Source organism: Rhizobium sp. P32RR-XVIII, assembly GCF_012641395.1.
Lineage (GTDB): Bacteria > Pseudomonadota > Alphaproteobacteria > Rhizobiales > Rhizobiaceae > Rhizobium.
Window position 1 is genome coordinate 50917 of record NZ_JABAIH010000007.1, and the last position, 11769, is coordinate 62685.

12 protein-coding genes are annotated in these 11769 nt (G+C 61.6%); 6 read left to right on the plus strand and 6 right to left on the minus strand.

The genetic code is table 11. The annotated features are described in order from the left end of the window. The first annotated feature begins 238 nt into the window (after window positions 1–238). The 5 genes from ccmA (at window position 239) to HGP14_RS20335 (ending at window position 3332) form a co-directional block, all read left to right on the plus strand. Window positions 239–886, plus strand: coding sequence for a heme ABC exporter ATP-binding protein CcmA (gene ccmA, locus HGP14_RS20315; protein WP_168831920.1), 648 nt, complete (start codon window positions 239–241; stop codon window positions 884–886). A 193-nt stretch (window positions 887–1079) separates the two neighbouring features. Beyond that, window positions 1080–1739: a heme exporter protein CcmB gene (ccmB, locus tag HGP14_RS20320; protein WP_168831698.1), complete on the plus strand. Its 660-nt coding sequence runs from the start codon at window positions 1080–1082 to the stop codon at window positions 1737–1739. Window positions 1740–1797: 58 nt separating this feature from the next. After that, entirely contained in the window at window positions 1798–2559 is a 762-nt protein-coding gene (locus HGP14_RS20325) for a heme ABC transporter permease (RefSeq protein WP_168831699.1), read from the plus strand. 3 nt (window positions 2560–2562) lie between these two features. Then, complete coding sequence (gene ccmD, locus HGP14_RS20330) at window positions 2563–2730, plus strand: heme exporter protein CcmD (protein ID WP_168831700.1); 168 nt, start codon at window positions 2563–2565, stop codon at window positions 2728–2730. Beyond that, the gene (locus HGP14_RS20335) at window positions 2727–3332 is read left to right on the plus strand and encodes a DsbE family thiol:disulfide interchange protein (RefSeq protein WP_168831701.1); all 606 of its coding nucleotides are present in this window, start codon (window positions 2727–2729) and stop codon (window positions 3330–3332) included. The genes ccmD and HGP14_RS20335 overlap by 4 nt, the downstream gene beginning before the upstream one ends. Here the strand turns inward: HGP14_RS20335 and HGP14_RS20340 are convergent. From HGP14_RS20340 to dapF, 5 genes are all read right to left on the minus strand, one after another. After that, on the minus strand, window positions 3329–3916 hold the full coding sequence (locus tag HGP14_RS20340; RefSeq protein WP_168831702.1) for a DUF2585 domain-containing protein: 588 nt from the start codon (window positions 3914–3916) through the stop codon (window positions 3329–3331). The two genes, HGP14_RS20335 and HGP14_RS20340, sit on opposite strands and share 4 nt — an antisense overlap. Then, window positions 3913–4557 carry a septation protein A gene (locus HGP14_RS20345; RefSeq protein WP_168831921.1) on the minus strand — a complete coding sequence of 215 codons (645 nt, stop codon included), beginning with the start codon at window positions 4555–4557 and terminating at the stop codon, window positions 3913–3915. The genes HGP14_RS20340 and HGP14_RS20345 overlap by 4 nt, the downstream gene beginning before the upstream one ends. Before the next feature lie 63 nt (window positions 4558–4620). After that, entirely contained in the window at window positions 4621–6255 is a 1635-nt protein-coding gene (gene ftsY / locus HGP14_RS20350; protein ID WP_168831703.1) for a signal recognition particle-docking protein FtsY, read from the minus strand. A gap of 16 nt (window positions 6256–6271) precedes the next feature. Further along, window positions 6272–7546, minus strand: coding sequence for a tRNA (N(6)-L-threonylcarbamoyladenosine(37)-C(2))-methylthiotransferase MtaB (mtaB, locus tag HGP14_RS20355; protein WP_168831704.1), 1275 nt, complete (start codon window positions 7544–7546; stop codon window positions 6272–6274). Next, on the minus strand, window positions 7543–8448 hold the full coding sequence (dapF, locus tag HGP14_RS20360; protein WP_168831705.1) for a diaminopimelate epimerase: 906 nt from the start codon (window positions 8446–8448) through the stop codon (window positions 7543–7545). The genes mtaB and dapF overlap by 4 nt, the downstream gene beginning before the upstream one ends. A gap of 223 nt (window positions 8449–8671) precedes the next feature. Between dapF and HGP14_RS20365 the strand changes: the two genes are divergently transcribed. Continuing rightward, entirely contained in the window at window positions 8672–10630 is a 1959-nt protein-coding gene (locus tag HGP14_RS20365) for an elongation factor G (protein WP_168831706.1), read from the plus strand. Here the strand turns inward: HGP14_RS20365 and HGP14_RS20370 are convergent, their stop codons facing one another. Further along, window positions 10631–11635 (minus strand): MBL fold metallo-hydrolase, encoded by a 1005-nt coding sequence (locus HGP14_RS20370; protein ID WP_168831707.1) that lies wholly within the window; start codon window positions 11633–11635, stop codon window positions 10631–10633. It abuts the gene before it with no gap. Between the last annotated feature and the right edge of the window lie 134 nt (window positions 11636–11769).

The following is an 11769-nucleotide window of genomic DNA, read 5'->3' on the forward strand; positions in this document are numbered from 1 at the left end:
CCAACACAGTCGTGCGAACGCCTATGCACTTGATGCACATCAGGATGCGGGTACGGCCATTTCCGCTGTCCGCACGTGGAAGAAATATTCCATGTTCGGCGCAAGGATGATATTCACGCCGACCGCTGGCGTGGTTGCGGTCTTATAGATAATTTCTCCGGAAGGTGCCAGACCGGGTTTGGCCCATTTGGATATTTTTTGCGTCGCGGTGATTAAAATATTTTTGAACGGAACGCCTATGCATCTCGACGCCGTCAACCTCGCTGCCAGGCGGGGCGAAGACCTGATTTTCGAAGGCATTTCCTTTCGCCTGGAAGCAGGCGAAGCTCTGGTTTTGACTGGTAAAAATGGATCGGGAAAGTCCACTTTACTGCGCGTCATCGCCGGTCTGCTCCGCCCCGAAAAAGGCAGCGTCCGCTTCACTGATTCGCACGGCTCGGGGGAGCGCCGCGCGCGCGAAGTGAGCCATTATCTCGGCCACCGAAATGCGATGAAAAGCGAGCTCACTGTTTCGGAAAATCTGGCCTTCTGGCAAAGCTTTCTCGGTGACGTGCTCGGCTCTTCGGACCTGTCGATCGAAGACGCAGCCGAGGCCGTCGGCCTCGGAGGCATTACGCATCTTCCCTTCGGCTATCTCTCCGCCGGGCAGCAACGCCGGTTTGCCTTTGCGAAACTGCTCGTCTCCTATCGTCCGGTCTGGATTCTCGACGAGCCAACCGCCGCACTCGACGCCAGCGCCGACCGGTTGTTTGCAGAGCTGATCGGACAACACCAGAAAAAGGGCGGAATCGTTCTAGCAGCGACGCACCAGCCGCTCGGACTGGAAAATGCGCGAGAGTTGCGGATGACTGGTTTTGCGGGTGTATCGCAGGGAGTTTGGGGATGATGAATGCGTACTTGGCAAAGACCCCTCCCCAACCCCTCCCCACAAGGGGGAGGGGCTCCTCGCGACGCCTCTGCTCTTCCTATACGACAACGCACTCTATAACCCGTGACAGGGGTGGCAAGTTGAGCCCCTCCCCCTTGTGGGGAGGGGTTGGGGAGGGGTCTTCATCTCAACTTCATCAGGGCTCGCCACAATGACCGCCCTCTTCTTCCGCGATCTAAAACTTTCGATCCGCGCCGGCGGCGGCGCGTTGATCGGGGTATTGTTCTTCCTGACGGTTGCCGCCATCATTCCGGTTGGCGTCGGACCGGACTTGAACCTGCTTTCGCGGATCGGTCCCGCCATCGTCTGGATCGGCGCCCTGCTTTCGGCTCTTCTCGGTCTCGACCGGCTTTTTCAGGCCGACCGCGACGACGGCTCGCTGGATCTGATGCTGATGCAGGAAACGCCGCTGGTGCTGACCGTCCTCGTCAAATGCTTCGCCCATTGGGCGGCGACCAGCCTTCCGCTGGTGATCGCCTCGCCGCTGCTTGGGCTCTTCATGAACATGAGTGAGGTTGCAATCGGCGCGACGATGTTGACGCTGCTGGTCGGCTCGCCCGCCCTTACCTTTATCGGCGCCGTCGGCGCAGGGGTTGCCGTCGCGCTCCCCCGGGGCGGGCTGCTGGTCTCGATCCTCGTTCTGCCCCTGACGATCCCGGTGCTGATCTTCGGCGTCAGCGCCACTTATGCCGCCGTCGAGGATCCAGCACCTTTCCTGCCGCCCTTCCTTATTCTCATCGCATTGACGCTGTTCTTTGCTGTCATTGGCCCGGCAGGCGCGGCGCTTGCACTGCGAAACACATCGGATTGATCGAGCCCGTTGTCACGATCAATTGCGGCAGCACGCCGTTCAAGGTAAAGAACCGTTCATGAGCGAAACGAGCCTTGTCATCAGCAAATTCAGCGACCTTGCGAACCCGACGCGATTTCTGGCTCTGGCGCAGCGCATCATCCCGTGGATGGCGGGAGCCACCGCGCTCTGTCTGATCGCGGGCCTTTATCTCAGCTTCTCCACCGAAGGCGATTACCAGCAGGGCGAAACCGTCCGCATCATGTACATCCATGTGCCATCGGCCTGGCTTGCGATGATGTGCTACACTGTCATGAGCATTTCGGCGATCGGCACCCTCGTCTGGCGCCATCCGCTCGCCGATGTTTCGGCAAAGGCTGCCGCGCCGCTTGGCGCGGCCTTTACGCTGCTGGCGCTCGTCACCGGCTCGCTCTGGGGCAAGCCGATGTGGGGCACCTGGTGGGTCTGGGATGCTCGGCTGACATCCGTTTTCATTCTCTTCCTGATGTATCTCGGCCTTATCGCGTTGACCCGGGCCATCGACGATCCGTCCAGGGCCGCGCGTGTTACGGCGGTTCTCATCCTCGTCGGCTTCGTCAATATCCCGATCATCAAGTTTTCCGTCGACTGGTGGAATACGCTGCACCAGTCGGCGAGCGTGATGCGCCTCGACGGCCCGGCGATCGACCCGGAATTTCTGCGCCCGCTCTTTACGATGGCGATCGGCTTTACGCTGCTCTTCTTCACGCTGCACATCATGGCGATGCGCAACGAGATCTGGCGCCGCCGCGTGGCAGCCCAACGCCGCCTTGCCGCCCGGATGGCAGGCCGCGAGGAATAGCCGATGACCCACGCCTTCTACGTTTACAGTGCCTATGCATTCGCAGCCTTCATCACGATCGTCGTGACACTCTGGGTCTGGGCCGACGGGCGTTCGCGGCAGAAGGAATTGGCAGCGCTTGAAGCTTCGGGCATCCGGCGGCGCTCGGCCCGCCCTAAGGATAATACATGAGCATGCCGGAAGCAGATCGGCCGAAACCGCGTCCCTTCAGCCGCTACGTCCTGGCGCTGATCCCGCTTGTCGTTTTCGGCGGCATTGCCGCTACGGCGGCGAAGATGCTCTACGATCAGGATTTCCACGGCAAGAACATTGCGGACATTCCTTCGGCTTTGATCGGCACAAAGGCTCCGGCGCTGAACCTTCCCCCGCTTGAAGGGTCCAACCTACCGCCGCTGACCGATGCCGCCATCAAGGGCAAGCTGACGCTCGTCAATGTCTTTGCGTCCTGGTGCATTCCTTGCCGCGAAGAACACGCGATCCTCAAGGAGCTGGCAAAGGATAGCCGGCTCAACATTGTGGCGATCAATTACAAGGATAAGAACGACAACGCCCTCCGCTTCCTCGGCGAGCTCGGCAATCCCTATGCCGCAATCGGCATCGATCCGAACGGCAAGGCGGCAATCGACTGGGGCGTCTATGGTATCCCGGAGAGTTATCTGGTCGCGCCCGACGGCACGATCCTCTACAAGCGCGTCGGCCCCTTCGACGATATCAGCCTGAAGGAAGGGCTTTTTCCAGCGATGGAGAAAGCGCTTGGGAAGCCGCTTTCTTAAAGCGCCCCTTGCCAAGTCTTGATCGCCTCGACCGGCCAGATCAACATCAGCACGTTGAGCGTCAGGTTGTCGCGGATCATGTAGCCCGTGAAGATCTCGAAGAAAATCGCGATCGCAACCGTCAGCGCGACCGGAGCGCGTGCGGCGAAGAAGAAGCCGACGACCATAAAGACGGTGTCCATCGCGGAGTTCAGGATGCTGTCGCCGTAATAGTCGAGCGAGATCGTCGCCGTACGGTAGCGGTCGATAATAATCGGCGAGTTTTCGAGCAGCTCCCAGCCGGATTCGATGACGAGCGCCAAAAGCAGTCGCATTGCGATCGGCTTGCCGCGCAGCAGAAGATGCGTCAGCCCATAGAACAGGAAACCGTGGATGATGTGCGACGGCGTGTACCAGTCCGAGAGGTGCTGGGAATTGCCGCTCGATTTGACGACGCCCTCCCAGAGCTTGACGTAACCGCAGGTGCAGATCGGCGTGCGGCCCATCAGATATTCGGCGGCGATCTGGATGACCAAGACCGCCACGCAGGCGGCGAACCAGAAATTCTGACGTCTCGATCTTTCCGCCGCGCCGGCTACCGTCACTTCTCGGTCTCTCCTGCAGGCGTAATGGTATGCTTCAGGATGAGCGGCATCTGCGCCATGGTGAAGATGATGGTGATCGGCATCGTCCCCCAGACCTTGAAGGCGATCCAGAAATCATCCGAAAAATTGCGCCAGACGACTTCGTTGAGCACCGCGAGGAACAGGAAAAAGATGCCCCAGCGGACCGTAAGCTTCCGCCAACCTTCGGCATCGAGCTGGAAAGCGGCGTTAAAGACATAGCCGAGCAGCGACTTGCCGAAGGCAAGCCCGCCCAAGAGCGCCACGCCGAACAGCGTATTGACGATCGTCGGCTTCATTTTGATAAAGGTCTCGTTCTGGAGATAGATCGATAGCGAACCGAAGACCAGAACGACGATGCCCGACACGAAGGGCATGACCGGCAGATGCCCAAGGATGAACTTGGAGACGACGAGCGAGACGATCGTCGCCGCCATGAAAAGACCGGTCGCCACGAAGAGCGGGCCGCCGAGCTCGGCCAACGCCGGGAATTTCTCCACCAGCCAGGCGCCACGCAGGTTGGCGAAGAAGAAAATCAACAGCGGGCCGAGTTCCAGAGCCATCTTCAGCATCGGATGGTGGCGGTCGGCAGCGCTGGGCGTAACATCGCTTTCGGTGGTCATGCGTTCGTCAAACCTGTTCGTCATTCGCGCGGCTTGCGCGCTGTTATCGGCTTATCTGTGGCATCATTGCCCAAGACCGGCAATGGCATGGGCGAAATCCTCGGCTTCGAAGGGCTCCAGATCGTCCACCCCTTCGCCGACGCCGATGAAATAGACCGGCAGCTTGTGCTTGGCGGAGATCGCGACGAGGATGCCGCCCCGCGCCGTACCGTCGAGCTTGGTCATGATGAGGCCGTTGACGCCGGCAACGTTGCGGAAGATCTCGACCTGATTCAGGGCGTTCTGGCCGGTGGTCGCATCCAGCGTCTGCAGCACGGTGTGCGGCGCATCGGGATCGAGCCTGCCGAGCACGCGCACGATCTTTTCGAGCTCGGCCATCAGCTCCGCCTTGTTTTGCAGCCGGCCGGCGGTATCGATGATCAGCACATCGCATTTCTTGGCCTTCGCCTGTTCGAAGGCGTCATAGGCAAGCCCTGCCGCATCGGCGCCGAGCTTGGTACCGATGAATTCCGACTTGGTGCGGTCAGCCCAGATCTTCAGCTGCTCGATCGCCGCCGCGCGGAAAGTGTCGCCCGCCGCCACCATGACTTTCAAGCCGGCACCCGACAGCTTCGCCGCGAGCTTGCCGATCGTCGTCGTCTTGCCGGTGCCGTTGACGCCGACGACGAGAATGACATGCGGCTTGTGGCTGAGATCGAGCTGCAACGGCTTTGCAACCGGCTTCAGCACCTTGGCGATTTCCGACGCCATGATGCGGCTCACATCCTCGCCGGTGACATCCTTGCCGTAACGCTCGGAAGCCAGCGTATCGGTGACGCGCATGGCAGTCTCGACACCGAGATCGGCCTGGATCAACAGGTCTTCGAGGTCCTGCAGCGTATCGTCGTCCAGCTTGCGCTTGGTGAAAAGCGCCGAAATCTGACCGGTAAGCTGTGAGGAGGTGCGCGCGAGACCGGCGCGCAGGCGCTGGAACCAGCTGAGCTTCGGCTGCGGAACAAGCGGCGCCGGTTCCGGCGCGGCCGAGCCGGTGGCAAAGCCTCTCGGGAGGATAGGCGCCAACGGCGGGGATGGCGGCTCCAAAGGAGTTTCGGCCGAAACGTCACTTTCCGGGATCTCCCCCCCTACCCTGCCGGGCATCCCCCCCACAAGTGGGGCGAGACTCGTGGCAGCGTCTTGCCCGTAATCCGCAGTTTCCTGCGTAGCGGTCGTGTCATCTCTTTCAACGTCGGCGGCGGTCGGCTCACCCTCGACCTCAGTCGCCTGGTGGGGAGCATCCCGCGCCTCAGTCTCCCCACCCGTGGGGGGGATGCCCGGCAAGGTAGGGGGGGAATCCTCGGCCGCAACGACTTCGGCCTCCGCCTCCGCCTCAAGGAGAGACAGCGGCACAAGGCCCATATCGCCCGCCTGCACCTCGGGCGGAAGGACCTCGGAAACATCGTCCTCTTCCGGTGCGAGCGCGTCGGCCTTCTCGGCGAGCTCCTCCACGGAGGCGTTGTCGCCCAGATCGCCGGTCGGCCCACCCGCCGTATCCATCTCCTCCGCCAATACGGGATCGTTCGCGAGCGGCAGGTTCTCCTCGCGCGAATGCGGCTCCAGTTCGGCGTCGAGAGCTTTCGTCTCTACGGTCTCCGGCACCTGCTCTTCCACCGGCTTTTCCTTGCCGAAGGTGAAGACCTTTTTGATGAAACTGAGCGCCATGAGAATTCCGTAAAAGTCAGGCCGCGTGGGCGGCCGTCAATTGCATGTCGAGGTGCTTGCCATTGTGGCCGGTGATATTTGCCTCTACGAACGAACGCGGGCGAAGACCTGGGGCTGCGACAAGCGTGAAGTTTTCGGTATGCGCCAGCCCGTTATTTTCCACCAGCAGCCATTGCCGCGTTCCGACCATCTGATCCAGATGGGACTGATGTAGCCGATGTCCAGTGGCCCGCAGACGCGCGGCGCGGTCCTTTATCAGCCCGCGATCGAGCTGCGGCATGCGCGCGGCGGGTGTTCCCGGTCGCGGACTATAGGGGAAGACGTGCAGATGCGCGATACGGGCCTCTTCCGCCAGCCGGGCGGCATTGGCAAACATTTCCTCTGTCTCCGTCGGGAAACCGGCAATCATATCGGCCCCAAGGCTGATGTCGGGCCGCAGACGGCGGACCTGATCGACAAACGCCAGCGCATCGGCGCGAGAATGCCTCCGTTTCATGCGCTTCAGGATCATGTCGTCGCCGTGCTGCAAGGACAGATGCAGATGCGGCATGAAACGCGGCTCATCGGCAATCAGGGCGAAGAGATGGCTGTCGGCCTCGATACTGTCTATGGACGAGAGCCGGAGGCGGCGGATCTCCGGAACCTGCGTCAGAAGCGTCTTCGCAAGCAGACCCAGAGTTGGCTGTCCCGGCAGATCGGCACCATAGCTCGTGGCGTCCACGCCGGTCAGCACGATTTCGCGATAACCGCTTTCGACGAGATTGCGAGCCTGATCGACGACAGCGCCCATGGGCACCGAACGGGAATTGCCGCGGCCGTACGGGATGATGCAGAAGGTACAGCGATGATCGCAGCCGTTCTGCACCTGGATGAAGGCGCGCACATGGCCATCGATATGCTTGACCATCTGCGGCGCCGTCGCCCTGACGCTCATGATGTCGTTGACGCGGAGCTTCTCTTCCGCCGAAACCCCGAAGTCGGGTAGCGCGCGATACGAGGCGCTTTTCAGCTTCTCCTCGTTGCCGAGCACGGCATCCACCTCCGGCATGCCCGCAAAGGCCTCTTTTTCCGTCTGGGCCGCGCAACCGGTGACGATGATACGCGCATGCGGATTTTCGCGGCGCGCGCGGCGGACAGCTTGGCGCGCCTGGCGCACGGCCTCACCGGTGACGGCACAAGTATTGACCACAATGGCGTTGTTGAGCCCGGCCTTTTCCGCCTCTGCCCGCATCACTTCGGATTCGTAGGTATTGAGACGGCATCCGAAGGTGATCACCTCGACGCCGCTCACCGCGCCTCGGCTCCCTGCGCCTGATCACGCGACCATGAGCCGGTGGAAGGATCGACGTGCCCCGACCATTCCCACTCGGCCGGACCCGTCATGATGACGTGATCGTCGCGTTCGCGCCATTCGATGGAAAGCGAGCCGCCGCCCGGGCTGCTGGCAACCTTGATCGCGACCTTGCGACCGGTACGGCCGGTGCGGGCAGCCGAAACTGCGGTGGCGCAAGCGGCAGAACCGCAGGCCAGCGTCAGGCCGGCGCCGCGTTCCCAGGTGCGCGTGGTGATCGACTCCGGCGAGTTAACCTGCGCCAAAGTGATATTGGCGCGCTCCGGAAACATCGGATGGTTCTCGAGCAGCGGGCCGAACCGGCCGAGATCGAAGGACATCACGTCCTTGTCCACCCAGAAGATCGCATGCGGGTTGCCCATGGACATCGTCGAGGGCGAGTGCAGCACCGGATTGTCGATCGGCCCAATCTGCAGCTCGACGCGGCTTGTATCGTGGAATTCCTCGGCAAGCGGGATCTTGTCCCAGTCGAAAACAGGCTTGCCCATGTCGACGGAGATCGTGCCGTCCTCATGCTCGACGGCATTGAGGATGCCGGCGACGGTCTGGAAGGTGAAGACCTTCTTGCCGGTTTCAGCGGCGAGCGCCTGCACCACGCAACGCGTGCCGTTGCCGCAGGCTTGCGCCTTTGATCCGTCGGAATTCACGATATCGATCCAGGCATCGGTCCCCTGAGCCTTCGGATCGTGGATCGCCATGATCTGGTCGAAGGCGGTATCCGGATTGGCATTGAGTGCAATCGCCGCATCCGGGGTCACCTTGTCCGGACGGCCGCGCATATCGACGACCAGGATCTTGTTGCCAAGCCCGTTCATCTTCGCGAATTCGACCGTTGCGCTCATGGGAACCATTCCTCTGTCATCGGCTGTATATGACGGAAATGCGGGGGAATTACCAGTGGGTGCGGCGGATGCCAAACTCTCCCCTGGAGCCTCGCCGCCGGAGAATTCCATGGCGGCTGGACGGCCTTCATATTTAAGAATGATCACAACTATCTAGCGCTTTTCCTCGGTTGAAGGCATTCTTGGCGATCGAATGCGTGTTTTTGGCATGGGAGGATCGCCGATGCGCTGCGTCACGGTACTTGGGCCCTCGCAGACGGGGAAGTCAACGCTCGTCACAAAGCTGGCTTCGCTCGAAGGGACTCCGAAGAAGTCCGTTTCTCCTTACGGATTGAGCTTGACGGAATTCGAATTCGGAGGCGAAGCGTGGTGCGCGCTGGACACGCCCGGCACGAACGAGTCGCTGGCGCTTGCACAGGATTCGTTGCTGGCGAGTGACGCTTGCATACTCTGCGTGTCGCCGGCGCCGGAGGAGGCCGTGCTGGCGGCACCCTATCTTCGCGCTATCGAAGCCTCGGGAACGCCCTGCATCCTCTTCGTCAACCGGATCGACGAACCGCGCGGGCGGCTGCGCGACATCATCGCCTCCTTGCAGGCCTATTCGAGCCATCCGCTTGTACTCCGGCAAGTGCCGATCCGCGAAGGAGAAACGATCGTCGGCCACTGTGACCTGATTTCGGAGCGCGCCTGGCGCTACCGCGAGGGACAGCCATCCGCCCTCATAGAACTACCCGCGAGTGCCGCCGAACGCGAGCACGAAGCACGCTCCGAACTGCTCGAACAGCTTTCCGAATTCGACGACTGGCTCCTGGAAGAAATCATCGAAGATCGCGAACCGGCAAGCGACGCACTCTTTGCCATTGCCTCCCGCACGCTCAAGGAAAACAGGATCATTCCGGTGCTGTTCGGTTCGGCGTCTCACAGCAACGGCATCATGAGATTGATGAAGGCACTGCGCCACGAGGCGCCGCCGGTCGAAGCGCTGAAGAGCCGGCTGGCTGGCGGCGCCGGCGCCGACGAAGCGGCATTGGCTACCGTTAGCCTTCATGCGTATTACCGGGCAAACATCGGAAAGACGATCCTCGCCCGTGCGCTCACTGACGGTCTGAAACAGGGTACGACGCTCGGCGGCTCAGGGCTCGGCTCGGTTCAGGAGGCGGGAAACGGCCGCCCGCTTGCCGGCGGCGTAGCGCGTGGCGCCGTTTTCATGGCCGTCAAGTCGGACCATCTACCCGCTCCCGCCCTGCTGACCTCTGCCGACGTACTGGAGCCGCCCGCCTGGGCGGCCCCACCGACGCCGATGCTCGAGCGCATTCTCGTGCCGGGCAGCGAGCGCGATGAGACCAAGCTCTCGGCGACGCTGGCAAAGCTGGCTGAAACCGATCGCGGCCTGAAGGTGATGCAGGAAGAGGGCACGGGCGCACAGCTCATCTGTACGCAGGGGCCCGTGCATCTGCGCGATCTATGCAAGACCCTTTCAGAGGTCTTCCGCGTCGAGGTGAGCGAACGCTCTCCGAACCCGATCTACCGGGAAACGATCTCGAAGCCCTCCAACGTCCATTACCGTCATCGCAAGCAGACCGGTGGTGCTGGGCAGTTCGCGGACGTACAGCTCATCGTACGTCCCAACGAACGGGGACAGGGTTTCACCTTCGACGAGACCGTCAAGGGCGGCACCGTTCCCCGAAACTACATACCGGCCGTGGAGGCTGGTGCTCGCGAGGCCATGGAAAAAGGGCCGCTCGGCTTTCAGGTGATCGACGTGGCGGTCACGCTGACGGACGGCCAGTACCACTCCGTCGACAGTTCCGATTTCGCCTTCCGGGCAGCCGCAAGGATGGGCGTCCGGCAAGCCTTGTCGCAGGCGTCTGCCGTGCTGATGCAGCCGGTTGCCCGTGTCGAGATCCACATACCCTCTGTCTTCTCCGGCAGCATGGTGGCGATCGTCTCCGCGCTCAAGGGCCAGGTGCTCGGCTTCGATCGGGACGAGAACGCCAAAGGATGGGACCTCTTCCGCGCGCTGGTTCCGGGTGCAGCACTCGACGAGCTGGCGCGGGCTCTGCGCTCCGCCACGCAAGGGATCGGATATTTCTCCAAAGCGTTCGACCATTTTGAAGAGATCTACGGCAAGGAGGCTGACACGATCATCAATACGCACGGTTCCGGAACGCAAGCGCACTGATCAGGCCGCCGGCACGTCGAAGACCTCGCCTGCCCTGAGCGGCCGGAATCGCTCCGGAGAAACGCCGTGCTCGCTCATGGCTAATTTCAATGCTGTGACCGGCGCATCGATCGGCTCATCAGTCAGCTGGAACGTGGCGAAGTGATGCCCTGCCACGTAAGCGGCATTGGCCAACTTCATGCCGATCACGGCCTCCAGCGGATTCTGATGCTGCCCCTTCATGAACCAGCGCGGTTCGTATGCGCCGAAGGGCAGGACGGCAAGCCGGAAGGCGCCGTGCTTCTGCTGTGCCGCCCCGTAATTGACGCCGCCGTGAAAACCGGTATCCCCGATGTGATAGATCTTGCCAGCCGGCGTCGATAGGACGAAGGCCGCCCACAACGCCATCCGGCGATCGCCGGTGCTGCGCGCCGACCAATGGTGTGCAGGCTCGGCATCGATGCTTATGCCGGCAAGCGAGATGCGCTCGCTCCAATCCATCGCCGTCACCGGCATGTCAGGAATGGCACGGCGAACGATTGTATCGTTGCCGAGCGGGGTGACGACATGCGGCCGATGCTTCACCTGCAGGCGCTTGAGCGTTGCGATATCGAGATGATCGTAATGGTTATGTGAAACAAGCACGAGATCGATCGGCGGCAGATCGTCGAATGCGATGCCTGGTGCGACGACGCGCTTCGGGCCGGCAAAGGTGAAGGGGCTGGCGCGCTCCGACCAAACCGGATCGGTGAGGATATTAAGGCCCGCGACCTGGATCAGCATCGTCGCATGGCCGACCATGGTCACCCGCAGATTGTCACCTTCCACGCGTAGGTCCGGTTTGGCCGATGCAAACGGACTTGGAACCGACCTCGGCCATTGGTCACGGCGACCGCCGAACTGCCATCGCAGCAAATCGCGGAAGCCAAGGGGCTCGATGCCATCCGGATTGAAGAAGTGCGTACCGTCGAAGTGATCGGAAACAGGGCCTTGGTAATAAGGATTGGGTCTTTTGGCATTGCGCATGCGGAAGCGTTCCATTTGAATGGAAGAAGGATCTGGGTTCGCGCGCGTGCTTTTGAAAGTCCAGGGCGCGGTCTTTTCTAGGGCTTTCCCTTGACACCAGCCGCGTTTTCCTGTTTACCGCCGCTCAACCTGCG

Coding starts and splice junctions, on each gene's coding strand:
- ccmA (WP_168831920.1), top strand. CDS start 239: ATGCATCTCGACGCCGTCAACCTCGCTGCCAGGCGGGGCGAAGACCTG.
- ccmB (WP_168831698.1), top strand. CDS start 1,080: ATGACCGCCCTCTTCTTCCGCGATCTAAAACTTTCGATCCGCGCCGGC.
- HGP14_RS20325 (WP_168831699.1), top strand. CDS start 1,798: ATGAGCGAAACGAGCCTTGTCATCAGCAAATTCAGCGACCTTGCGAAC.
- ccmD (WP_168831700.1), top strand. CDS start 2,563: ATGACCCACGCCTTCTACGTTTACAGTGCCTATGCATTCGCAGCCTTC.
- HGP14_RS20335 (WP_168831701.1), top strand. CDS start 2,727: ATGAGCATGCCGGAAGCAGATCGGCCGAAACCGCGTCCCTTCAGCCGC.
- HGP14_RS20345 (WP_168831921.1), bottom strand. CDS start 4,557: ATGACCACCGAAAGCGATGTTACGCCCAGCGCTGCCGACCGCCACCAT.
- ftsY (WP_168831703.1), bottom strand. CDS start 6,255: ATGGCGCTCAGTTTCATCAAAAAGGTCTTCACCTTCGGCAAGGAAAAG.
- dapF (WP_168831705.1), bottom strand. CDS start 8,448: ATGAGCGCAACGGTCGAATTCGCGAAGATGAACGGGCTTGGCAACAAG.
- HGP14_RS20365 (WP_168831706.1), top strand. CDS start 8,672: ATGCGCTGCGTCACGGTACTTGGGCCCTCGCAGACGGGGAAGTCAACG.
- HGP14_RS20370 (WP_168831707.1), bottom strand. CDS start 11,635: ATGCGCAATGCCAAAAGACCCAATCCTTATTACCAAGGCCCTGTTTCC.